The sequence below is a fragment of the Mesorhizobium sp. B1-1-6 genome (assembly GCF_006443035.1).
GTDB lineage: Bacteria > Pseudomonadota > Alphaproteobacteria > Rhizobiales > Rhizobiaceae > Mesorhizobium.
Genome location: NZ_VFWR01000010.1, coordinates 62,323 through 86,610, shown reverse-complemented (window position 1 = coordinate 86,610; position 24,288 = coordinate 62,323). Strand labels below are relative to the sequence as shown.

General features: G+C 59.9%; 20 protein-coding genes. 17 read left to right on the top strand and 3 right to left on the bottom strand.

The genetic code is table 11. The features are described from left to right. The first annotated feature begins 402 nt into the window (after positions 1-402). The 9 genes from FJ979_RS20460 to FJ979_RS32605 all read left to right on the top strand — a co-directional run bounded on the left by FJ979_RS20460 (position 403) and on the right by FJ979_RS32605 (position 11,314). The gene (locus tag FJ979_RS20460) at positions 403-2,700 is read left to right on the top strand and encodes a NosR/NirI family protein (RefSeq protein ID WP_140583241.1); all 2,298 of its coding nucleotides are present in this window, start codon (positions 403-405) and stop codon (positions 2,698-2,700) included. Next, positions 2,697-4,619, top strand: a complete 1,923-nt coding sequence (nosZ, locus tag FJ979_RS20455; RefSeq protein WP_140583238.1) for a TAT-dependent nitrous-oxide reductase — start codon at positions 2,697-2,699, stop codon at positions 4,617-4,619. The genes FJ979_RS20460 and nosZ overlap by 4 nt, the downstream gene beginning before the upstream one ends. Beyond that, positions 4,616-5,890 (top strand): nitrous oxide reductase family maturation protein NosD, encoded by a 1,275-nt coding sequence (locus FJ979_RS20450; protein ID WP_140583236.1) that lies wholly within the window; start codon positions 4,616-4,618, stop codon positions 5,888-5,890. The genes nosZ and FJ979_RS20450 overlap by 4 nt, the downstream gene beginning before the upstream one ends. Beyond that, entirely contained in the window at positions 5,887-6,795 is a 909-nt protein-coding gene (locus FJ979_RS20445) for an ABC transporter ATP-binding protein (RefSeq protein WP_140583233.1), read from the top strand. Before FJ979_RS20450 ends, FJ979_RS20445 begins: the two co-directional genes overlap by 4 nt. Beyond that, positions 6,792-7,622 carry an ABC transporter permease gene (locus FJ979_RS20440; protein WP_140583231.1) on the top strand — a complete coding sequence of 277 codons (831 nt, stop codon included), beginning with the start codon at positions 6,792-6,794 and terminating at the stop codon, positions 7,620-7,622. Before FJ979_RS20445 ends, FJ979_RS20440 begins: the two co-directional genes overlap by 4 nt. Positions 7,623-7,642: 20 nt before the next feature. Beyond that, positions 7,643-8,191 (top strand): nitrous oxide reductase accessory protein NosL, encoded by a 549-nt coding sequence (locus FJ979_RS20435; protein WP_246679352.1) that lies wholly within the window; start codon positions 7,643-7,645, stop codon positions 8,189-8,191. Next, positions 8,188-9,249, top strand: coding sequence for an FAD:protein FMN transferase (locus FJ979_RS20430; RefSeq protein WP_140583228.1), 1,062 nt, complete (start codon positions 8,188-8,190; stop codon positions 9,247-9,249). Before FJ979_RS20435 ends, FJ979_RS20430 begins: the two co-directional genes overlap by 4 nt. A gap of 83 nt (positions 9,250-9,332) precedes the next feature. After that, positions 9,333-10,496, top strand: coding sequence for a cytochrome P450 (locus tag FJ979_RS20425; RefSeq protein ID WP_140583502.1), 1,164 nt, complete (start codon positions 9,333-9,335; stop codon positions 10,494-10,496). A 536-nt stretch (positions 10,497-11,032) separates the two neighbouring features. Further along, complete coding sequence (locus FJ979_RS32605; protein WP_281406006.1) at positions 11,033-11,314, top strand: DUF6455 family protein; 282 nt, start codon at positions 11,033-11,035, stop codon at positions 11,312-11,314. A 32-nt stretch (positions 11,315-11,346) separates the two neighbouring features. Here FJ979_RS32605 and FJ979_RS20420 read toward each other — a convergent pair whose 3' ends face one another. After that, a complete protein-coding gene (locus FJ979_RS20420; protein ID WP_140583226.1) occupies positions 11,347-14,754 on the bottom strand; it encodes a TM0106 family RecB-like putative nuclease in 3,408 nt (1,135 codons plus the stop codon). A 70-nt stretch (positions 14,755-14,824) separates the two neighbouring features. Further along, complete coding sequence (locus tag FJ979_RS20415) at positions 14,825-15,460, bottom strand: PIN domain-containing protein (RefSeq protein ID WP_181181797.1); 636 nt, start codon at positions 15,458-15,460, stop codon at positions 14,825-14,827. A gap of 106 nt (positions 15,461-15,566) precedes the next feature. On the opposite strand from FJ979_RS20415, the gene FJ979_RS20410 reads away from it, so the two are divergent. The 3 genes from FJ979_RS20410 to dcm all read left to right on the top strand — a co-directional run bounded on the left by FJ979_RS20410 (position 15,567) and on the right by dcm (position 19,928). Continuing rightward, a complete protein-coding gene (locus FJ979_RS20410) occupies positions 15,567-15,809 on the top strand; it encodes a hypothetical protein (protein ID WP_140583220.1) in 243 nt (80 codons plus the stop codon). A gap of 416 nt (positions 15,810-16,225) precedes the next feature. Next, complete coding sequence (locus FJ979_RS20405; protein ID WP_140583218.1) at positions 16,226-17,653, top strand: ATP-binding protein; 1,428 nt, start codon at positions 16,226-16,228, stop codon at positions 17,651-17,653. A gap of 235 nt (positions 17,654-17,888) precedes the next feature. Next, positions 17,889-19,928 (top strand): DNA (cytosine-5-)-methyltransferase, encoded by a 2,040-nt coding sequence (gene dcm, locus FJ979_RS20400; protein WP_140583215.1) that lies wholly within the window; start codon positions 17,889-17,891, stop codon positions 19,926-19,928. Between the two features lie 554 nt (positions 19,929-20,482). Here the strand turns inward: dcm and FJ979_RS20390 are convergent. Beyond that, positions 20,483-20,758 (bottom strand): DUF6522 family protein, encoded by a 276-nt coding sequence (locus FJ979_RS20390; protein ID WP_140583212.1) that lies wholly within the window; start codon positions 20,756-20,758, stop codon positions 20,483-20,485. Between the two features lie 531 nt (positions 20,759-21,289). On the opposite strand from FJ979_RS20390, the gene FJ979_RS32600 reads away from it, so the two are divergent. The 5 genes from FJ979_RS32600 to FJ979_RS20370 all read left to right on the top strand — a co-directional run bounded on the left by FJ979_RS32600 (position 21,290) and on the right by FJ979_RS20370 (position 24,282). Then, positions 21,290-21,457, top strand: coding sequence for a hypothetical protein (locus tag FJ979_RS32600; protein ID WP_181181805.1), 168 nt, complete (start codon positions 21,290-21,292; stop codon positions 21,455-21,457). A gap of 105 nt (positions 21,458-21,562) precedes the next feature. Then, positions 21,563-22,909, top strand: a complete 1,347-nt coding sequence (locus FJ979_RS20385) for a hypothetical protein (RefSeq protein ID WP_140583210.1) — start codon at positions 21,563-21,565, stop codon at positions 22,907-22,909. A gap of 19 nt (positions 22,910-22,928) precedes the next feature. Continuing rightward, positions 22,929-23,465, top strand: a complete 537-nt coding sequence (locus FJ979_RS20380; protein WP_140583207.1) for a DUF2249 domain-containing protein — start codon at positions 22,929-22,931, stop codon at positions 23,463-23,465. Further along, on the top strand, positions 23,462-23,800 hold the full coding sequence (locus FJ979_RS20375) for a metal-sulfur cluster assembly factor (protein ID WP_140583204.1): 339 nt from the start codon (positions 23,462-23,464) through the stop codon (positions 23,798-23,800). The genes FJ979_RS20380 and FJ979_RS20375 overlap by 4 nt, the downstream gene beginning before the upstream one ends. Next, positions 23,797-24,282: a group III truncated hemoglobin gene (locus FJ979_RS20370; protein ID WP_140583201.1), complete on the top strand. Its 486-nt coding sequence runs from the start codon at positions 23,797-23,799 to the stop codon at positions 24,280-24,282. The genes FJ979_RS20375 and FJ979_RS20370 overlap by 4 nt, the downstream gene beginning before the upstream one ends. The last annotated feature ends 6 nt before the right edge of the window (positions 24,283-24,288 follow it).

The following is a 24,288-nucleotide window of genomic DNA, read 5'->3' as shown; positions in this document are numbered from 1 at the left end:
CGGCGGCGACGCGCCGGTCGGCTGATCAGCTAATTGGAACGGCGGACGATCTCTTCGACAAGGTCGCGCTGCTCTTCGACAGACCCGTCAAATGTTCCGGCAAGCTCATACTCGTTCAGCCTCTCCATATGTGCCGCGACCTTTAGCAGCGGTGTGCAGCGGTCTCTTCCATTGCCGTCGCCAAGCCAATCAGCTGCGGAACATCGCGCAACTGTGCCTCGGGTTCTTTACTCAACCGCTTCATGGGAACGCGCGTCGTGGAGGAGTGATCGCCAATCTGACATCCGCTGACGTCATTTGAGTTTGTGCTAGATCAAAGAGCCGCCAGCGCGATCGTCTAACGGTAGCGCGCCTTCGATCAAGCAAGCGATCGGGCTTTGGTGCAGACAGCTAGCGGCAGAAATGAAATCAGATTTCGAATTCGGATCCGGATGGAGATCGGCGGGCCTGGGTTTCCTGGCTTCCTTCGTCCTCCTGCTTGTCCTCCTGCTGCCGCAGGTCGAGGCCAACGCGTCTGGGCGGTTAGGCGAGTTTCTCGGCCGGATCAAAGCATCTGACGTCGATCCCGCAGCCGACAGCTTCGGTGAGATCGACGGCAACCCGCCTGCGGCGAAGCTCCTCAAGGGCGGTCAACTCGTCGGCTACGCCTTCCTCACGGGCGACGTCGTAGACTCGACCGGCTACTCAGGCAAACCGATCAACATCGTTGTCGGCATTGACCTGGACGGCAAGATCACTGGAGCAAAGCTCGTCGAGCATCACGAGCCGATCGTTCTGGTCGGCATCCCTCTAGCCAAGATCGAGCATTATATCGACGGTTTCGCAGGTCGGCATGTCCTCGATCCGAGCGATGCGAGCCGCATGCCGGTCGACATCGTCAGCGGCGCGACGGTCACGATGATGGTCATCGCCGACAGCATGACACAGTCGGCGGTCAAGATTGCGCGGTCGCGCAGTCTGGGCGCGGGCGCTGTGAATGCCGTTTCGCACCCGGCCCACCGCACGATCGATCAGATGGGCAGCGCCGTCGAAACCTGGCAAGCCTTGCTGGCCGAGGGATCGGTCCGCAGACTTGCGATCACCAACAAGGAACTCGATGACCTATTTCAGCGGACGGGCAATGCCGCGGCCATCGCCCGCCCGCAGGCAGGGGACCCGAATGCCCACTTCGTCGACGTCTACATTGCGCTGGCAAGCGTGCCGTCAGTCGGGCGATCGCTGCTCGGCGACGCCGAATATGATCGCCTTCGCCAGGATCTGAAACCCGGTCAGCAGGCGATCCTCGTCGCCGGCGCCGGGACGTATTCCTTTCGTGGCTCCGGTTATGTGCGCGGTGGCATTTTCGATCGCATCGAGCTGATCCAGAGCGAGAGCAGCATACGGTTCCGCGATCGCAACTATCGGCGGATTGGGGCGGTCGTTGCCGAAGGCGCGCCGGACTTTCCCGAAATCGGCGTCTTCGTCACGCCAGACGGTTCGAATCTCGATCCCGGCACGCCGTGGCGATTCCAGCTTCTCGTGCAGCGGGCTACCGGTGCGCTCGACAAGGCATTCGTCACAACGGGGCTCGACTACCTGACCCCCGACAAGTTCCTGACCGCGCCTGTTGCGCCGCCAGTGGCGGTCGCCCCGGCGCAGGTCGCCACGCAACTGGTGGCAGCAGCGGACGACGAGCCGCCGCTCTGGCAGAGGATGTGGCGGACGCGGATGTTCGACATTGCCATCATGCTCGTCGCGATCGGCGTGCTCACCGGCATCTTCTTCTTCCAGGATTTTCTCGTGAAATGGCCGCGTGCTTACGAACGCATCCGGCTGGGTTACCTTGCCTTCACGCTTCTCTGGCTCGGCTGGTACGAGCACGCGCAACTGTCGGTCGTGAATATCCTCACATTCTTCAACTCGCTGCGCGGCGACTTCCGGTGGGACTATTTCCTGCGCGACCCGCTGATCTTCATATTGTGGTCCGCGATAGCCGCTGCGCTGCTGTTCTGGGGCCGCGGCGCCTATTGCGGCTGGCTTTGCCCGTTCGGTGCGCTACAGGAGTGGACGAACCGGCTGGCACGCTGGGCTCACATTCCGCAAGTCCGCGTGCCGTTCTGGCTCAATCAGCGCCTGTGGGCGTTCAAATACATTATCTTCCTTGCCTTGTTCGGCCTTTCCTTCGGTTCGCTCGGCCTCGCCGAGGAAGCGGCCGAGGTGGAGCCCTTCAAGACCGCGATCGTCCTGCATTTCGCGCGCGAGTGGTGGTTCGTCCTGTTCGCCGTCGGCTGCCTTGCGCCCGGCCTGTTCATCGAGCGTTTCTACTGCCGCTATCTTTGCCCACTCGGCGGCGCGTTGGCTATTCCCGCCCGTGTGCGCATGTTCGATTGGCTGAAGCGTTACAAGGAATGCGGGTCGCCTTGCCAGCGCTGCGCCAATGACTGTCCCGTCCAGGCGATCCATCCGGAAGGGACAATCAATCCCAACGAATGCATCCAGTGCCTCAACTGCCAGGTGCTCTATCACGACGACCAACGCTGCCCGGTGGTTATCCAAAAGCGCATCAAACGGGAGAAGTGGCTGGCCCTTCAGTCCCCGTCGATGCAGCCGGAGCCTAAGCGCAAGCCGAGGGTTCTGGTGACCGTCAACGGTCGCGAACCATCCGTGGAACGGAAACCTGCGGCCAGCCCGGCCGCGTCAATAGAAGGAGACGACCAATGAAAGACGATGATAGGCCGACGGAAGCCGGAGTAAGCCGTCGCAGGCTTCTGACTGGAAGCGGCAAAGCCGCCATATTGGCAGGCCTGGCCAGCGCAGCTGCCGGCGGCGCCGTTGGCGTCGTCGGACTCCCCAGGCCCGCTCAGGCAAAGGAGGCGACCAGCGAAATCCGGCCGGGCGATCTGGATGAATACTATGGCTTCAGCTCGAGCGGCCAGTCCGGCGAGGTGCGCATCATCGGGCTGCCCTCAATGCGCGAACTCACGCGCATTCCTGTTTTCAACCGCTGCAGTGCCACTGGCTGGGGGATCACGAACGAGAGCCGGAAGATCATGACGGAGGGCCTGATGCCGACCACGCAGGCGTTCCTCGCCAAGCGCGGCGGCGTCTACCCCAACGGAGACCTGCATCACCCGCACATGTCGTTCACCGACGGCACCTATGACGGACGCTATCTGTTCGTCAACGACAAAGCCAATTGCCGCGTCGGGCGCATCCGTTGCGACGTGATGAAGTGCGACAAGATCGTCGAGGTTCCGAACGCATCTGACATTCACGGACTGCGTGTTCAGAAGTTTCCACGGACCGGTTACGTGTTCGCCAACAGCGAGCACATCATCCCGATCCCGAACGACGGCAAGATTCTTGATGATCCCAAGCAGTACTGGTCGGTCTTCACGGCGATCGACGGCGATACAATGAAAGTCGCTTGGCAGGTGCTGGTCGACGGTAATCTCGACAATACCGACGCCGACTACCAGGGTAAGTACGCGTTCTCGACGTGCTACAACTCGGAACGGGGCGTTACGCTCGCCGACATGACCTCCGCGGACCGCGACTGGGTAGTGCTCTTCAACCTCAGGCGCATCGAGGATGCGGTCAAGAAAGGCGACTACAAGGAGATCAATGGCGTCCCGGTTGTCGACGGGCGGCACGGCTCACGCTACACGCGCTATGTCCCGGCCGGCAACAATCCCCACGGCTGCAACACGGCGCCCGACGGCATCCATGTCGCTATCGCTGGCAAGCTCTCGCCGACCGTGACGCTTCTCGACGTGCGCCGCTTCGACGACCTGTTTGACGACAAGATCAAGCCTCGCGACGTCGTCGTTGCCGAGCCGGAGTTGGGTCTCGGGCCGCTCCACACGGCATTCGACGGAAAGGGCAACGCTTACACCACGCTGTTCCTCGACAGCCAGGTCGTCAAGTGGAACCTCGACAAGGCGATTCAGGCTTACGGCGGCGCCAAGGTCGACCCGATCGTCCAGAAGCTCGACGTGCACTATCAGCCGGGCCACAATCACACCTCGATGGGCGAAACCAAGGAGGCTGACGGCAAGTGGCTGGTGTCGCTCAACAAATTCTCCAAGGATCGCTTCCTGCCGGTGGGGCCGCTGCATCCGGAGAATGATCAGTTGATCGACATCTCGGGCGACGAGATGCGCTTGGTCCATGACGGGCCGAGCTTCGCGGAGCCGCACGACATCTGCCTGGTCCACCGCTCGAAGGTAAGGCCGGAGACCGTGTGGAAGCGCGACGACCCAATGTGGGAGGAAGCTCGGCAGCAGGCGGCGAAGGACGGCGTCAAGCTCGAGGAAGCCGCCGATGTCATTCGCGATGGCAACAAGGTGCGCGTCTACATGCACTCCGTCGCGCCGGCCTATAGCCTCGACAAATTCACGGTCAAGCAGGGTGACGAGGTCACCATCACCGTGACCAATATGGATGACGTCGAGGACTTGACCCACGGCTTCACCTTGGTGCGCCACGGGGTCGCGATGGAAATCGGGCCGCAGGCGACCGCGTCCGTGACGTTCATCGCGGACCGTCCCGGTGTCCACTGGTACTATTGTCAGTGGTTCTGTCACGCGCTGCACATGGAAATGGCCGGGCGCATGATAGTGGAGCCGCAGCCGGCATGAGTCGGCACCGGCATATCAGGAGCGCAGTTGCGGCGGCCTTCGTCGCCGCCTGCGCCTTCCTCCTCCCAGGGGCGGGGCGGGCAGAAACCGTCGCCGTTCCTTCGGGGGGCGACGGCCTTCGACAGGCGATTGCCGGCTCACACTCCGGCGATACGCTCAGACTCGCCGCCGGCGTGCATCAGGGCCCCATCCGGATCGATCAGGCCCTCACCGTTGAGGCCGAGCCCGGTGCTGTGCTCGATGGGCACGGTCAGGGCCGCACCATCGAGGTGGCTGCTCCTAACGTAGTCGTGCATGGCCTCACGATACGCAATTCGGGCATCGACGATCCCGCGGACGCGGCGGTCTTCCTCGAGGACAGCGCCGTGGGCGCAATTGTTGAGGATAACCGGATCGAGAGCAGCCTGGTCGGCGTCTATGTTCATGGCGCCGCCAACGCGGTCGTGCGGAACAACCGCATCGTCGGGCGGACCGACCTTAGGATCAACGAGCGTGGCAACGGCGTCTACGTCTGGAACGCGCCGGGTGCGCAGGTGATCGGTAACTACATCACAGGCGGACGCGACGGCATCTTCACCAATGCCAGCCGTAACAACGTTTTCCGCGGCAACCGCATCGAGAACGTCCGGTTCGCCGTCCACTACATGTACACGAACGACAGCGAGGTCAGCGACAACGTCTCGCGCAATAACCACGACGGCTACGTTATCATGTATTCGAGCCGCCTGGTGATCCGCCGCAACCTGTCGGAAGACGATCGCGATCACGGCCTTCTGCTCAACTACGCCAATGATGCAGACATCGAAGACAATATGGTGCGGCGGAGCGACCAGTGCGTCTTCATCTACAACGCCAACAAGAACCTGTTTGCCGACAACTGGTTCGAGGATTGCGCGGTCGGCATCCATTTCACTGCGGGTTCGGAGCGCAACCGGATGACGGGCAATGCCTTCGTCCGTAACCGCTCGCAGGTCGTGTACGTAGGGACACGGTCTCTCGATTGGTCGGCGGACGGGCGCGGCAACTACTGGAGCGACAATCCGGCGTTCGACCTGAATGGCGACGGCATCGCCGACACCGCCTACCGGCCGAACGACATCTTCGACAAGGTCGTATGGACTTACCCGACGGCCAAACTTCTCATCAACAGCCCGGCCGTGCAGGTCATCCGCTGGGCTCAAGCGGAATTCCCCGCGCTCCATCCTGGCGGCGTCATCGACAGCGCGCCACTGATGGCGCCCATCCCGCCTGCGCTGGAGGTGAAGCCATGACCACGTCGCCGACGATATTCATGGAGGGCGTATCGAAGCGATACGGGGACACCTACGTCGTGCGCGACGTGGACCTCTCTGTCGCACCAGGCGAGTGCGTTGCCATAGTTGGGCACAACGGAGCCGGCAAGAGCACGTTGGTGAAAATGGCCCTCGGCCTGCTCCCCCCGACCACGGGGCGCGTCACGCTGCTTGGCGAGAACCCAGCTGGGCGCCAGGCCATGGCATTCCGGCGCAGGATCGGCTTCCTGCCCGAGAACGTTGCCTTCTCTCCGGCCATGACCGGCCGCGAGGTGCTGCGTTTCTACGCCCGTCTCAAGCAAGTGCCGTTTGCGGTCGCCGACCAGCTCCTAGAGCGCGTGGGGCTCGCTGCCGCTGCGCGGCGCCGCGTCGGCACCTATTCGAAAGGCATGCGCCAGCGCCTCGGATTGGCGCAGGCTCTCCTCGGCGCGCCGCGCGTCCTCTTTCTCGACGAGCCGACGACCGGTCTCGACATCGAGTCGCGGCAGATGTTCTACGATGTCATGGCGGAGTTGCGAGACGCCGGGGCCACACTGCTGCTTTCCTCGCACGCACTCAGCGACATCGAACAGGCCGACCGCATCGCGGTCATGAAGTCCGGCCGCATGGTCGCAGCAGGCGCGCTTCCGGAGCTCCGTCGCCTGGCGGATCTGCCGCTCAGGATACGGGTGCACGTCGCCGACGGGAATGTGGCGCGGGAATTCGCCGCGCGGCGCACGGTGCAGTGGCTCGATGATGTTCGCTTCGAATTCACCTGCGCCGACGGTGGCAAGATCGAGGCAATCCGCAGCGTGTCGCTGCTCGAGGGCGTCCGCGACATCGAAGTGATGCCACCCACATTGGTCGATCTTTGCGGCGAGCTTACACGGGAGGCTGCGGAATGAATGCCATAGCAACAATTGCCGCCCGCGAGATACGCGACGGCCTCCGCAACCGCTGGGCCCTTGGCGCCGTCCTGCTGATGGCCGGCCTGGCGCTGACCCTCGCGTTTCTCGGCAGCGCTCCCACGGGTGTGGTCGGCGCAAGCCCACTCGAAGTCACGGTCGTCAGCCTGTCAAGCCTGACGATTTTCCTGGTCCCGCTGATCGCGCTTCTCCTTTCCCATGATGCAATCGTGGGCGAACGAGATCGTGGCACGCTGCTTCTCCTCCTTTCCTATCCGCTTTCGCGCTGGCAGATCCTTTTCGGCAAGTTCCTCGGGCACCTCTCGATCCTGACGGTGGCAACCGTGCTCGGCTACGGTGCCGCCGGAGCGGCTCTGGCCCTCGCGGCCGGCGAGTTCGATGCCGAAAGCCTGGGCAGCTTCGCGCGGATGGTCGGCTCATCTGTTCTGCTCGGCGCGGTCTTCATCGCGCTCGGATACTTCATCAGTGCGACCGTGCGCGAGCGTGCGACCGCGGCAGGCCTCGCCATCGGTATCTGGCTAGTTCTGGTCCTGCTCTACGACATGGCGCTCCTTGGCTTGCTTGTCGCGGATCAGGGGAGGACGATCAGCGGCGTTGCATTTAACTGGCTGCTCCTTCTCGACCCCACAGACATCTTCCGACTCCTCAATCTTGCCGGGCTATCGAAAACCAGCTTGTTCGCCGGGATGGCCGGCCTTGCCGAGCAGATGCAGTTCGGTCGCACCGTGCTGCTAACCGCGCTGGCCGCATGGGTGGCGGCTCCGCTCGCCCTCGCTGTCTTTGTCTTTTCGAGGAAAGAACCATGATGCGTGCAACGGTTCTCGGCGTGCTTGTCGCCACCGCCTTGTCCATCCTGCTGGCCGGCTGCAGCCAGGATGTCGCTAGCCTTCCCAAGCCGCCACCGCAGGAGCCGACGGTCGCGTCGGTTGCCTACTTCTGTTCGATGGGGCTCCTTGAGCATGGCGGCCCGAAGGGGCAGGCGTTCTTTGCAGGCAAATCCGAGCCGGTTTGGTTCGCGTCCGTGCGCGACGCCATTGCCTTTTCGATGCTCCCCGGGAAGCCGCAGGATGTCGCCGCCATCTATGTCAATGATATGGCGAAGGCCAGGAACTGGGATCGCCCCGAGGCGGGAGCTTGGGTCGAGGCGCACGACGCCTGGTATGCGATCGGCAGTGACTACAACGCTGGCATGGGTGGCAAAGAAGCCGTGCCCTTCTCCGATGAGAAGGCCGCCCAGTCGTTCACGGCGTCGCGCGGCGGAAAGGTCGTCCGCTTCGGCGAGATCCCGGAGAAATACATTTTGGAAAGTGACGATGACGTCGCCGACGTTTCGGCCGGCGAAGCCCTGACGCCCAAGACCGCGGTGAAGCAATGACAGAGCCTTCGACAATCCTGCGCAACGGAATCAAGCCGGATGGCGAACTGGCTGACCCGATAACCCGACGCCGCTTCATCCGTATCAGCGGCGCGGTTGCAGGCCTGAGCCTTGCTGCGCTAGGGGCGGGCTTTGTGCCGTCGGGCCGGGCCTCACCATTATTCCACGAATGGCGCGGTGTCGCGCTCGGCGCCGACGCCTCACTGCGGATATACCATCCCGATGCCGCCGAGGCCGAGCGCTTGATCGCAGATTCACTTGCCGAGGTGCATAGATTGGAGCGTGTGTTCAGCCTCTACGACGGGACCTCCGCGCTTTCCCGGTTGAACCGCGAGGGCGAGCTGGCCGATCCGCCGCAGGAACTCATCGAGCTTCTGGCGATAAGCGAGCACTATGCTCGCGCAACCGGCGGCGCCTTCGATCCGACGGTGCAGCCGCTCTGGGCCCTCTATGCGAAGCACTTCAGCGCAGTCGGCGCCGACCTGAATGGTCCGGCACCATCCGACATCAGAAGTGCCTTGGCCAAGTGCGGCTACCCGCGGATGACCGTCGGCGCGGGAAAAGTGGCGTTCGACCAATCCGACATGGCGATAACCCTGAACGGCATAGCGCAAGGCTACATTACCGATCGCGTCGCCGAGCTTCTGCGCGCTCGGGGGGTCACGCACACTTTAATCGATATGGGAGAGACGCGTGCGCTCGACACTCATCCGGCGGGACGGCCCTGGTTGATCGGGATAAAGGACCCCCGAGCCGAGGAGCGCCTCTTTGCGACGCTTGCCGTCGACAACCAGGCCATCTCCACGTCAGGCGGCTACGGCACAGAATTCGACACAGCAGGGAGATTCAATCACATCTTCGATCCCGCGACGGGGCTGTGCGCGAACCGCTATCTCAGCGTCTCGGTTATTGCACCGACCGCTACCTGCGCGGACGCGCTTTCGACCGCCTTTTCCGTTATGCCCGTAGACCGCGCCGTTTCCGCGCTCAAGGCTCTCGGAGCAACGAGGGCCTGTTTTGTTTTGGAGGACGGCTCGATGGTAGACCACAGCGCCTGACATTTGCCACGTAGGGCTGGGCTATGCGCATGCGCGTTTCCGCCTTTGCTGGTGCGGTGCAGGGAAGTTTTCAGGGAATTGCCATGAAATCGACGCCAGACAAGCCGCAACCGGATTGGGATCCCCGATCCGATCAGGTCCTTTCCAACCAGATCAAAGCCTATGACGCCATGCGTCGCCGCTGCCCGGTGGCGTATAGCGACTATCTCGGCTGGTCGCTGTTCCGACATGAGGACGTGGTGCAGGCACTGGATGATCACCACACGTTCAGCAGCGTCGTTTCCAGTCATCTGTCAGTGCCAAGCGGCATGGACCCGCCCCAGCATACGGCATACCGACCGCTAATCGAGAGCCATTTCGAGTCCGAGCGCGTGGCAGGTTTCGAACCGCTTTGCCGGACGATCTCAGCCAATCTCGTCTCCGGTTTGCAAAGGGGCGTGGAAATCGATCTGGTGACGCAGCTTGCCCAGCTATTCGCAGTGCATATCCAGTGCGCCTTCCTCGGCTGGCCTGCAAGTCTGCATGAGCCGTTGCTTCTGTGGGTCCGCAAGAACCATGAGGCCACCTTGGTTAGAGACACGAATGCAATGTCTGCCATCGCGCTCGAGTTCGACAGCTATATCAGCGCATTACTGGAAGCGCGTCGTGAGGCCGGTGCGGCCGCGCCAGATGACATCACAACGAATTTGCTCCGGCAAAAGATCGGGGACAGGCCGCTGAACCACGAGGAGATCGTGAGCATCCTGCGTAATTGGACGGTCGGCGAACTGGGCACGATAACCGCCTGCGTGGGGATTTTGGGCCACTACGTTGCGGAAAACCTGCAGGTTCAGCAGCGGCTTCGAGAGAATTTGCACGTGCTGCCCGCTGCCATCGACGAGATATTGCGGATTCACGCACCGCTCATTTCCAACCGGCGGGTGACGACCAGGCCGGTGGAAATCGGCGGACGCTGGATTGCAGCTGGCGAGCGGGTCACTCTCATGTGGGCGTCGGCCGATCGCGACGAAGCGGTCTTTGGCAACTCCGACGAATTCCGCCTCGATCGTGATGCTACGCAAAATCTCCTCTACGGCGGCGGCATCCATGTCTGTCCGGGCGCGCTTCTGGCCCGACTGGAACTACGCGTCGTCATGGAGGAATTGCTGAGACCGACCCAGCAAATCGCGCTGGTGCCCGGTCGGCAGCCCGCAATCGCGAGCTATCCGGCGAGCGGGTTTTCCATGCTGCCCGTGCAAATATCGTAGTTCCAATTCGCCGAGCTTTGCAAACAGGCCCACCGCGAAGCCCGAGACCGAAAGCCCTTTGATGGCGCATCGGTCGGTCTGGTGTGGTTCGCGTCCGCCGCTGACATTCCCTCTGCTTCCGGCCATTCGCTCTCCTTGCAAGCCATTTGATTATACGGTGGGTCTCAAGCGACCAGATCCCAACAGCGCGGCTCGCCTCGCGACGAACGACCACTCGTCCAGCCTCACTTCAAAGGCGAAGGGTAGATCCGTCGGATTGTTCGGGTAGCTTGCGGTGCTCGCTCGGCCACTTCGAACAGACCCGTCCGCCTGCCAGCGAGTCCAGCGGCAATTCCGAGTTGAGGGGACGAAAAATGGCGGCACAAGGCGTCGTGCAAACGCCAGCAAAACTATCTCGTTTTCTACTGCCATCCGAGAGATGCGAAACGCGTTGGGCGTCGGCTCTCGCCGGCGCGGCGACGCGACACATCGAGCCGCAGGATCTTCATGAATAGAGTACTACGGACAGGTGGTCGCTCTGGAAAACGGAGATAGTCATGCAGTCTGGGCAACGACAGTGGTCGCAGGTTGATCGGGTCTGGCGGCAATTCGAGCTTATGGACCTCGTCATGGCGCGGATTGAAGTCGATCCGCTCGTCGCGGCCCGCAAATGCAGAGGAAATGCGATGGCGAATGCACGAAACGCCTGCCTTGGATGCGCTTTCCAGCGCGAATGCGGCGATTGGCTGGAGCGCGACAGCGATCTTGCCGGGCTCGCCGAATTCTGCGCGAACGTCGGGTTCTTCAGGGAAAGCATACTAGGCGGGCAGTCGGCCTGACCGCGGTCTTTGCGGCAAAAGTAGCAAAGGCGCTAATTCGCCGGCAACTGGATCACCGAGCACATCTCGATATATCGGCAGAACGCATTGGCAAGCTGTATCTGTCGTGGCGTCCTGCATTCCGCTTCGAACACCTGGGGTGAAGCCACGAGAATCGACAGGCATTTAGCCCGGGACGTTGCAACGTTGAAGCGATTAAGGCTGTAAAGAAACTCCATGCCTCGCGGGGCATCTGCGTGCGTTGAAGTTGCCATCGAATAAATCGCAATCGGCGCCTCCTGACCCTGGAATTTGTCGACCGTTCCGACTCTGGCGCCGGGCAGGCGCTGCTGGATTTCGAAGACCTGCGCGTTGTAGGGCGTGATGATCAGGATGTCGTGGAGGGTGATGGCCGCTTCTTTGCCAAACCGATCGATCCAACGCGTATCCGATCGGAGCACGTGATCGACGATGCGGTGAATGGCGTCTGCCTCTTCAGGTGAGGAGTTCTGATTTCCACTGTGAGTGATAGGTAAGTATCTCAGGCCGGACCCGTTTATCGGACCACTCGAGATGACCTGGCCCTCAAGGCCGTGTCTTGACCTTAACTTGCCCTCATAGAACAGTTCCGAGGTGAATGCGCAGAGGTCCGGATGGAGCCGCCACGTTTCTTCGAGGAAGAGGCCCTGGTCGGCAGCGATCGTTTTCTCACCATCAAGGATATGGTTGAGGGCAGACACATCGGTTCCATCCGGGTGACTGCCCTGCATCGGCTGATCCAGCTGCTGAGGATCGCCAAGCAAAACGACCGTGTGGGCTGCCTGCGAAACCGCCAGCACGTTTGCCAGGGACATCTGAGCAGCTTCGTCGACGACGAGAACGTCGACGGATGCAAACGCATCGGCCCGTGACCAGAGAAAGCTTGTTCCTCCGGCGACCTTGCATGAGCCGCTGAACGCTCCATACACGTCGGCATTGTTCTTCGCGAAAACCAATCGGTGTTGATTGGCCTCCACCTCTTTCGGCTTCACGATGCACGTCAGGTCGACGTCTAGTTCGTCGGCTGCCTCGATGACCTTGTCGATGAGGTTCCTGATGACCTTGTGGCTGTTTGCGGTGATCCCGACGGTCTTACCTTCGCGAACAAGCGCGCATACCATCCGCGCGCCGGTGAATGATTTTCCAGTGCCAGGAGGGCCTTGTATGGGGAAGATGCCGCCATCGAACAGCGTGGCAACCCGCATCGCTGCTGCCAAGCTTGTTTCCCCATCGATCTTGATCGGCTCACCCCGCAGACGGGGTGCGAGGCGCAACAGCAGATCCCGCGCCGCGCAAAATGGCCCGTCGGCAGCTAGCCCGTAATCCGCCACCTGTTCGGCGATGCGCACCAGGGAATTGGCCTGTTCATCAGAACCGAAATTCTTGGAGCCGTAGATCGCCTGGGGATGAACACCGATGGATGTGCCGGTCTTCTTGATGTCGATCGTAAGGTTCTGCTGCGATACCGCAACCGCGGTTCCAATTTTGTCGCCACCGACATTGTGCAGGTCGTCCTCGACGCGAATGTCTGCTTCCTGCTGAATAAATGAATAGCGGTGCGTCGGCAGCTTTCCGGCCCCAGGGACTTCGCCGACGAACGTGAGGCCCGACAGGCCCCTGCGTTCGTCCGTCAGCTCTTCGGCCGACAGATCGCGAAGGCGAAAGAACTCCCACCACCCAGCCTTTGCTTCGCGCCGATGCCAATCGAGAATGTTGGCGAGTATCCATCGCGCGTGCTGCTCCTCGTCACGTTCCTCCGGACCGGGAGGAACGTCCGCAGTTAGCCGCTCGATGAGTGGACCGATCTTTGCGAGCCATGCCGTGACGTTTTCGCTTGCGACTTCGTCGCCGGGCTGGGGCCGCGCAATCATCTCGCCAGCTGCAATCGCTTGTGAGCGGAGCATTTCCAGCCAGTCGCGAAGAAACTGCGTCGATACGCAGTCGTCGCGGTTGTAGCTCTCGACCACCGAACGGTCTTGTTCGCGAATTTTGTCCGGATGTCCTAGTTCCAGGCTCGACTGGAGACTCAGCAGTGCAATGTTTGCATCCTGAAGAGCTGTTTCGCGGGTGAATCCGTAGAATGGTTCGAGCCTTTTGATCGAATAGCTTTCAACGCTAGCGCGAAGGCCGTTGCGGACAACCCCGTAAAGATCGACGAACAGCTTCGACCGCAGCATGTTGTCGAATTCTTCCTCACGCGTTGCGTAGCGGCCCATTAGTCGTTTCAGAGCCCCAGGCTCGTAAGGTGCGTAGTGGTAGACGTGCAGTTCCGGATACGCCTCCCGACGCTTCGCCACGAAGTCGATGAACGCCTCGAACGCTTGCTTCTCGTCGGTGCGGGAAAAAGCCCAGTCCCCAACGTAACTCCATTCGCCTGCTTCATTTCTGAATCGATACCCAAAGAGGTATTCGAGCCCATGCTCGCCCACGAACGGGTCGCCTTCCAGGTCAAGGAAGACATCTCCGTCCGAAGGTTCCGGAAGGCAAGACAGTCCGAAGCCTGGTTCGACAGGAAGGAGCTCGAAACCGAGGTTTCCGCTGGCTCTCGCCTCCACCTGCAACCGCGCTTGCTCGCGGACGCGCTCATAAGAATGGGCCGAGCCGCGCTCGGGCTTCCATTGTAGGGGCAGGGGCATATGAGCCAGCGATTCCATCGCGCCGACGCCGCGGCTTTTCAGCTCGTTGATTTGCACTTTGGATATGCCGGCGACGAGACACAGGTGATCGTCGGTTCGGCGCCGCTTGTCACATTGCGTACTCCAGCGGCAAACATCGCAGTGACTGTTGGGGTCAGGATAGGTGTCGGAGTCGCCAACAGTATCGACAGTCAGCTCAAGCCCGGATTTAGCTCGGCGATAGAACGCGCCGTAGTCGACGAAGCGATACTGCTGTGGCCTAAAATCCGCCCATGGCGGAACCACGTGCATGAGTTCAGGTGCCAGACCCTGAGCGCCTGCGAGCAGATCGGAATAGAGGCAAAGCTGGAGAACGGTACCCCCCTTTGTCTCGCGCGCCAACTTGGTGTCGACGGCCTCGTAGGACCAGGGTCCAAGCGCTGACGGTGTCTCAACGCGGAGAAGCACGTCCGTTCGACCGCTCCACCGTCCGTTCAATAGAGCTCCTTGGACGATGGCAGGCGTTCCGGCGCGCATTGCATCCAGTGTCTGTCCGGCGGCCTCCACCGTGATGTCAACGCCTTCAATGTGCACCGCGTCCAGGCCAGAATTCTTCAGATGGTCGATATACGCTTGCTCGTGAAGCGCACCTCGTTCCCGAAGGATTTCTAGAAACGGATCGTAAGAAGCTGGCTTGGCAAGCGTGCCTTGAGCGACTGCCAGGTCTAGGCTCGTGAGATGGCGGCAATTCAGATAGCCGACCAAGTCGGTCGCACTCAGCTGGATTCTGTGGCCCGACTGTCTCATGAAGCGATCTCAGAGAAAGCGGCGCTTCGACCAAATGGAGAGAGAGCCTCGACGATGATTTTTGTCGCTGTCATGACAAGACCGCCGAGTTCTCGATTGTTGTGCGTAACACTTGGGAAAATGGAAACCGAGAGCACCTCACCGGAAAGAGCCTGCGTTGCCGGGGAGGGGGGCGATGGTGCCACCGCTGCTGCTCCCTTTCATGTGTCTGGACCCCCGATGACCTCCGGGCGCTTGCAAGGGGAATGTCCCACTTGCCGCAGTCGGGGTTGAACAAGCCGCGGAGCCGGAAATAGCGGTCGATACGGACAAAGTCCTTAGTATTCATGGAGGCGACAACGGCGCGGTGGGCGATCGCCGTCGCTGCGATCGCGAGGTCTTGCCCGGGCTTCTTAGCGTTCTTGCAAGGAACCCAAAGGTCCTGCAACGCAGGAATCAGAGTCATGTCTGCATAGAGTTGGGCAACGGGGGCATCCATCGCAAGAAAGACTACATCGGACTCGAGCAATGATTTCAACCATTTCGCAAGGCTGGCTGCCCGTGGTGCATCCTTAGGCTTGAGCATGGAAATTCCCCTCTGTATTTCAAATACCGCGCTAAAGGGAATGGCGATAGGGGCGCGAAGATTGCTAACCCAGTCCACGACCTTGGGATTGGGCCGCTTGTGGGCCAACGCGCTCAGCACGTTCGTGTCGAGCACGTACATTGTCGATCGTGGGCTCACAGGAACTGTCCGTGGTGTTAAGGTAACCGGACTCATATTTTGGAGTCACCGGCAATCCGTTAATGAGCCGGACGGCAGGAGGTTTTGAATGGGGCGTGCTCCCCGCGATCAGGCGGCGTCGGGCAAGCAGACCAAGGTCTGGAACGTACGCGAGGCCCGCGAACGGTTTGATGACCTTCTCACGGCGGCGGCGCAGAACGGACCCCAGACCGTCCGCGACAACCGGCGTGTGTTCAAGGTTACCCTTGAGCGTGCTGGATCGTCGCCTGTTGGAAAAGGTCTTCTCACGAAGGGTGGCCCGCTGGAGACGACGGACGTTCTGGAAGATTGATGTCGCTCGGCCGCTGAAGCCGAAAATGGCGGTGCCGACCGCGTGCCACGTATGAGGTCCGAAGACTTCGTGTTGATTCTGGAGGAGCGGCCGGGCAACGTCATGCTGATTAGCAATGGCGATAGCTCACACGACTCGACGTACACCTTCAGTGATGCTGCAATCCTGATCGAGATGACGATTTGATGGTGCTAAGGCAATTGTGCAAGGCCACCTTGCACAATTGCCGGCTGAAGGGTGCGGCTGGCGTAAGGCGAGAGCGCACATCCGCTTCATATCCTGAAGTTCTTGACGGCCAACGGTCGATTCAGACTGCTCGTGCTAGGAACCAATGACACTCGCCTCCTTGAAATTAGCATAATCGTGATTATACTAAGCGTAATTATGCTAATTGTGATTATGCTAGGGAGCGGGTGATGAGGTTTATCGGCAGGGAACGCGAGCTTGAACTTATCCGCAAGGAGCTTGCCCTTCCTCGACCATCGTTGATTGTGGCCTATGGCAGGCGGCGAATCGGGAAGTCAAGGCTGCTGCGGGAAGCGGTTGACGGGACAAACGAAATCTATTTCCAGGCGACGCGCGTCTCGTCGACCTTGAACCTCGAAGCTTTCAAAGCCGAAACGGCACGTGCCCTTGGAAGCGACCCGCTGCTCCAGGCTATCGAGTCTTGGGAGGGAGTGCTCCACTATGTGGCGGGCGTCGCCGGCAGCGACCGCAGAGGGCTTGCCGTGATTATCGACGAGTTTCCATACATCGTCGACCAAGAGCAGGCACTGCCTTCGATCCTCCAAAAGTTCTGGGATGGCGGCGCCGCCCGGAAAGGGAACCTCAAGCTTGTCATCTGTGGTTCGGCTATAGCGCAGATGGAAGAACTGCTCGCAGAGCGGAACCCGCTTTATGGCCGCAAGACGATGACGCTCGAGGTCAAGCAGCTTCCGCTGCGGGACGCCGCCTTGTTTTTTCCAGAATACAACTCGCGCCAGGCCATCGAGGCTTATGGCATTTTCGGGGGAATCCCCCACTACCTGCAGCTATGCGACCCGGAGAAGAGCCTCAGGCAAAATGTGGTGGACCTGCTCCTGACGGAAACAGGCGCACTGGTGGACGAACCTATGACGTTGCTCCAAAACGAACTGCGAGACCCGGGCATGTATTCAAGCATCGCGGCCGCGATCGCGGACGGCTGTACGACATCAAGCGAGATCGCAGGAAGGCTTCGGGTGGATGCAGGGAGCCTGCCTCCCTACATCCAGAAGCTTTCGAGGCTCGACCTCGTAAACGTGAACAAATCCTTGGACGCAAGCGAGAAGGCGAGGAACCGCCGCTACACGCTGAACGATCCTCTGATGGCCTTCTGGCATCATTTCGTCCGTCCGAACCTGTCTGCGATCAATAGCGGCTTTGGCGAACAGCTATACCAAGACGTGATCGAGTCCAGGCTGCCTGAATTCATGGGAGGAGCGTTCGAACGCATGTGCGTGGATCATGCCCGCGCGAACGCTCAGGAATCTCTCGGTTCTCCCGCGATGGAGGTCGGAAGCGTCTGGGGCCATGCGGACTTTGACATCGACGTTGCGGGACGGACCCTGAACGGCTCCTTCTTTTACGGCGAATGCAAGTGGCGCTCGGTGGCGATGGATCTTGCGATGCTCGAAACGCTGCGAAATCGTTCGGAGCAGACGACCTATGGCGCAGGGAAAAAAGGCAAGCACTATCTGCTATTCAGCCGGAACGGCTTCCGTGCAGAAGTCGAAGAGCTGGCAAAGGCCGACGGTTCGGTCCACCTTCTGCGACTGGATGACCTAGCAAGGCATCCAAACCGAAAACCAGCGCCCCGTCGATAAGATCGGTTCATGCAGGAAAACGTTCATCCGCTGATAGCGTGAGGTTCGGTAGGCGTTGGTCTTAGCGACATCACGGGCCACGTCGCACGCCGACCGTCAGTGAAACCAACGTGCACATAAATTTGGCGGGCTTTCCCGTTTAAAATCGATCGGTCCTTCGAACTTTATCGACTTCTTTGATGCCGTCGAAGGAGATTGTCATCCACAAGTCCGCTCGCAACCGGAGAGGGGCAACGTGGACTTCAACGAAACTCAGTCATACGAAAACGTGGTCGACCGCCCGGAAGGCGCCAGGCCAGCGCCAGCGGATGCCCAGAGCGAAAGGCTGCACGCAATCAAGGAGCGTGTACACGCTCGCCAGAAAGCAATGACTAAAGCTCTTCTCGATATTGTGTTGGAGCTCGAAGCCGCTCGGACCGAACTGCCGGAATCCAAGCTGAAGGCATTTCTCGTATCCGAGTGCGGCCTGAATAGAAGCGATTTACGGACCTATCTGAAATTCTCCGAAGTTCTGGGAACTCATCGCGAGACGATCATGAAGGCGACCGTTTCTTTCGCCACGATCAAAGCCCTGGTCGCGGCCCCGACAGCTGTCAGGGACGAAGTCGTTGAAAGGATCGCGCAAGGAAATTTCGTGCATTCAAGCGACGTCGCGGCAATCAAGCGACGCCATGCCGACGACGCAAAGGATCCCCATGTCGAGCGGGAACGGAGACGCCGGAAGGCACTGCGTTCAGCGGCGGAGTTGAAAGCGCAGTCGGAAGTCGAGTCCTTCGGCGAGCAGTTTCTGCCGTTCGCTGAATCACTCGTCAATTCTTATAATGACGGTTGCGACGACACCCCCATGGGCGACGATTTGACCGACAAGCGCGCTTCGCTCATTCAGGAAGCTGGCGATTGCTTGGCGCGCTTCGAGGAACTTTTCGATACGGCAGCGCTTCCGGCCGCATGGGAGTTCCATTACCAGGGCAATTCCGACGAGGCTGTTTGGCTTGCTCGAGCACACGACAGCCTGAAGAGTTTGGCCCTCGGAGAATTCCAGTCGGTCGATCCGGACAGCGGCAACCCGTACGATACGAGCCACGACTTCCTCGACCGCGCTGCGGTGGAAAGCGTGCTTTGGCTTTTCAACGACAACGGCATTTCTAAAGAGCAGTTGAAGCACAGCAAAATGCCTGCCTCAGCCGCAAAAGCGGTGATCGACCCTCCCTATCGACTCACCTCGATTGAGATCTGCGCTGGTGCGGGAGGCCAAGCGCTCGGGCTCCACGCTGCCGGTTTCGACGCCGTCTGCATCTACGAGCAAAACAAAAATGCGGTAGCGACCCTGAAAGCAAACAGGGCGCTTGGTCCGGTCCGGCAGGGCGACATTGCAAATGTGGACTTCACAAGCTATCGCGGAAAAGTAGATTTGGTCGCCGGCGGGGTCCCCTGCCAGCCTCACTCGAGCATGGGTTTGCAGAAGGGCCACAAGGATAAACGCGACCTCTTCCTGGAGGCGGTTCGAATTGTCGGCCAGGTCGCTCCAAAAGCTTTCTTCTTCGAAAACGTCGAGGGGTTCTCCTTCCGCGCGAACTCGAACTACCGTGCCGAGCTTCATCGGAAGTTCAAAGAGCTTGGTTACGACACGCAGGTATTCAGCTTCTTTGGCAGCGATTACGGATTGGCTCAAAATCGGCCAAGGGTGGCCTTTGTCGGATTTCGGGATATTCCGATCAGCCGCTTCCGCATGCCTCCCAAATTTCCGGAATGGAGAACCACAGTCGGCGAAGCTCTACTCGATCTTGTTGCAGCAAATGGTTGGGAGGGCGCGGAAGATTGGGCCAGAAAAAGGGCTAACAAGATTGGGCCGACCATTGTCGGAGGTTCCGAACAATCTGGAAGGCTGGCGTTCAGCGCCAATTTGCGGAAGCAGGCCTGGCTGGATCTCGGAATCGACCCCTTAGGCCTCGCAAAAAGTGCACCGTCGGCCGGCCATCCGAAAGATTCGCCGTTTCGTTTCACGATGAAAATGGGCGCCCGGCTTCAAGGTTTTCCTGATGACTGGGAATTCTGCGGCAGGCAACACCCGCAAAAGCGTCAAATCGGTAACGCCCTTCCGCCAGTAATGGCGCGGGCGGTCGGCCTCGCCATCTACAGTGCCCTTACCGGAGTGGATTTTGACTACGCACAGGCCCTTCAGTCGCCGCTACCTGCCCAGCATCACGGTAGGCTGAAGCTCAACATGCTCGCACGGGTAAGCGATCAACTGGGTACCGTTCCAGATCATTGCTGAGGACGTCATCCACATTCGTGGGATGAGCTGAAGCATTGGGATGGCAGCCCTTCATAGCCATCCTAATGTCGAAATGGGGCGCCGAGCTGATTGTTGCAGCTTCCTGGTTCGCTGCTGAGCAGCGAACCATCAGCAAAGAGATTCGCAGGGTGTGCCGTCGCTGTCGCGATCGAGCTTGCCACCCCAGGAACAATTTTCCAGATACCACCGGGCCTCATCACAGGAGCTGATTTGCGAACATGTCAGCCGCGGCTGGCAAGACCAGCTTTGTGCAATTCGCGAGAACGAAGTTCCTTTTACTGAAGTCGGTCTCAGCAACTGCTTACTTTGCCAGAGTGGCGGTTGGCTACTGCTCGACAAAAGGGACATAGCCACGATGAACAAAATTGCTAATTCCTTCACTGTTCCCCCAAGTAGCTAATACATCGACGCGCCCATCTGAGCACTCAGTTCCGCCTAACCTCGTCCCAAGTTTGGGTAGCTATTCGATCGCCGCGAACCGGGAGACCAGTTTGCATTCGTCGTCGATTGCCCCAAATCGTGCCGCGCTGAGTTCAGGTCCGCTTCCACCGAAACTTCGGCGCCGCCATGGTCAATTCTTGGCTGATGATCTCGCCTTCGTGACCGACAATCATCGTCAACTCTCGATCACGATAACGGAAGGATAGGCGGTATCTGCCCTCGTCTCCGCCAATCCCACGCTCAACCCGCCCCTTGATGCCGCCGCACTGCATCTGCCTCATGAAATACTCGACGGCGAACTTCATCGCTTGAGCGGCCACCGCGGCATCAATCTCAGGCGCGCCATCTGCCCATCTAACCGAAATCATCCAAACCTCCAGAAGGGAATTCCGCCAGACCTTTGTCCGGCTTGTTGTCGCAAGCCTTCCGATTCGAGCAACTGATCACCATCCAGCTCCATCGGCAAAGGGAGACTTTGGTCATCAGAGTTCTGCATCTGTCAGGATCGCAATGGATTTCTGAACCACGTGTTTTCACGATTAGCTCAACTTTACTGCTGCAATCGGATCGTTCTTTGCTCTGTCGCAAGCAAAATCCATCTCCAAGCATCGGAACCGCTAGAGCGGGCGCACGGATAGACAATCCAGCAAAAGGGACACCCCTCCCGCCCTGACGCTCACATCCCATGGTTCTGGTATCCGCCCTGAGCACTAACCCCATCGCGGTTCAATTTGCGCGAGCGCAAAGAACAAACGTCCCATGTCCCGTACCTTCTCTTTCAATCGACGACCATCGAGATTGGAGACTGACATGTCCGCGCGACGTGAGGCGCCCTCAGGAGCAGCGATTGGCGCGGCCGTTACGATGCCAGGCATGCCAGCAAGCGAAGTGAGGCGAAAATGAAAATAGATTCCGAGAGTAAAGAAGTGATCGAAGAATGGCCAACCCTTGTATTCAGCACCGAAGCAGCAAGCGGCGCAAAGGCGGACAATACGTTGCTGCCCATGCTTATCGCCGGGCTCGCCCTAATTGTCCTGGGCGGCGTGGTCGTCATGGCATTCGTGTAGAAAACGAAGTCTGATGCTGTCTCCTGGCGATATGCCCGTCGCAGCGATTGCGATGAGTGCTGGTATGTCCGAAATTTGCGGACATCATCATATCGATGACTGGCGATGAACGGCTCAGCCCTCTCTCGCTGGACCATGGCATACTTTGCTGCCGCGCTAGCTTTCCTGATCGCGGCACAAGCGCTGATGATCGCCGGCTTCGGGTTTCCGACCGTCGGCGTGGAAGCTTCAGAAACGCTTGTGATCGTCCATATGATTACAATCGGTTGGCTCAGTCTGTTGATGTGCGGGGCGTTGCTCCAGTTCGTACCAGTGCTCGTTGCGCAGCCCCTTCGCGACGAGTCACTGGCTTTGCCGGCGTTGACCTGTTTGCTTATGGGACTGTTCTGCTTGCTCACAGGTTTCCTCCAGCTTTCAGGCGCGATCGACGTCAATGTCCCCGTTCTCGCATTGGCGGGCCTCTTCCTTCCGGCTGGTTTCTCGTTGATCGTATGGGTGCTTGGGCGGACGTTGTGGAGCGTCCGGCCATCTAGCCTGCAACTGCCCGCACGTTTCGTGGCCGGAGGACTTGCCAGCATAGCGGTCACCGCCGCGTTGGGTGCTTCGTTTGCATTTGTGCTTTCAGGCCAGGCGCCTGGATGGGCGGACTTCGATCTGCGAACACTGGCTCTTCCCATCCATGTGACGGTCGGGCTGGGTGGCTGGCTCGGCCTCACGTCAATCGGCGTCAGCTACCGCTTGCTGCCGATGTTCATGCTTTGCCCGGACAGCGAACGGACCAGCGGGCATTTGGTCTTATGGACTGGTGGGGCGGCCTTGGGTTTGATTGTTCTGGAAGGACCTTTCGAAGCTGTTTCCGGAACAACCGCGTTGCCCATCGTTCTCGCGGGCATTCTGGGTCTCGTCGCGACAGTCTTCTACGGCGTCGATCTCGTGTTCTTTTACCGCAACCGCAGGCGACGCAAGATCGAGTTGAACAGCAGGTCGGCGCTCGGCGCATTCTCCGCTCTCTATCTATCGGTTCTGCTTGTTCTCGCGCTGCTGGCAACAGGGACGTTTGCCGAGCATGCGAGCGCGATTGTTTATCTTGTCTCGTTCGGTTGGCTGACAGGGCTGGGACTTTCGCAGCTCTACAAGATCGTGCCATTCTTGACTTGGCTTGAATGCTACGGGCCGGTGATGGGCAGGAAGCCGACGCCGCGCGTTCAGGATCTCGTCGTCGAAACCCGCGCCAAGTACTGGTTCTCACTCTATTATGTCGGAGTACTGGCTGGAACTGGCGCGCTTCTGGCCGACGCGACAGTCCTGTTCCGCATCGCCACAACCGTGACGTTGACCGCCACCTCAGCAATCGTGGTGGAGCTTGTTCTGGCGCGCTGCCTTGTCAATGTTTCGGCTGCCTTGCGCATGCCCGACGGGAAGTCGCGCCCACGTCTTTTCCTGCCATCCTGACGCCAAAGAGGAGATTCAAATGAGTCAGCCGCATTACGACCTCGATGTTCGGCCGATCCTTCGCGAAGGTGGCGAGCCCTTCACTGCCATCATGGAAGCAGTCGCCGCGCTGGCTCCCGGTCAAAGCCTGCGCTTGCTCGCTTCCTTCAAACCTATTCCTCTGTTCCAGGTGCTTGGTGCAAGAGGGTTCGAGATTTCGGCCCGCGAGATCGGCAATGGCGATTGGGAAGTGATCTTCACCCCCGCCAATACGTTGTCGCCAGAGCCGGGACAAACCCAACGAACGTCACGCCCCGCCAGCGAAGACGACTGGCCCGAGCCAGTCATGGAACTTGACAACCGCGATCTCGAGCCGCCGGAACCAATGGTCAAGGCGTTGGAAGGAGTCGAATCCTTGACGGTCGGCCAAACCATAGCCGTGCTGCTACCACGTGAACCGGTGTTCCTGATCGACGAACTCGAGGCGCGGGGTCATCGCTGGCGAGGTGCTTTTGAACCCGAAGGGCAGTATCGCATTGTCATCCGATCATGTGGACCAGGACTGCGGAAGTCATGACCGACAGGCAAGACGAGACACGGGCGGCTGGCGTGCGGGAAGCGCTTCGCATGGTCATCGATCCCGAGCTTGGTGAAAATGTCGTCGATCTCGGACTGATCTACCAGGTTTCGGTGGGACATGACGGGACGGCGCACATCGAAATGACGACCACGACGCGTGCCTGTCCGGCCACGGGTTATCTCAAGGACGCCGTGGAGTCGGCGGCTTGGATCGTGACCGGAATCCACAGCGTCGAGATCCTGCTCACCTACGAACCGCCGTGGACGCCCGAGATGATGAATGCCGGCGCCAAGAGCCGTCTTGGCTTGGTCGAAACAGGAAGCAATGCATGAACGGGAAGCAACGAAACAAGCCAACGACCGTCGTCGACGGCATGCCGCTGTCGAGCGCGCTTGATGAGAAGATGATCCGCAGGGTCGTGCACGGCTTTTACGAAGAAATCCGTCGCGATCACCTCCTCGGTCCAATCTTCAACGCCGCGATCACACCTGAGGCATGGCCGCGTCATTTGGCGAAGATGTGCGACTTCTGGTCCGCAACGTTGCTGCGGACCTCCCGCTATGAGGGCCGGCCGCTGCCGCCGCACCTGACGATATCGGGCCTTGGCGAGGCGCATTTCCGGCGCTGGCTGGCGCTGTTTCGAGCCACTGTGAAGCGCGTTTGCCCGCCCGAAACCGCAGCGCTGTTCATGGCCCGGGCGCTGCGCATTGCTCACAGCTTCCGCCTTGCAGTCGCTTTCAACCGGGGGGAAGACACCATTCACGTAAAACCAATCCTCGAGGAAAGCCTTTGCTCAGACAGAGCTTCAGAGTGATCGCAA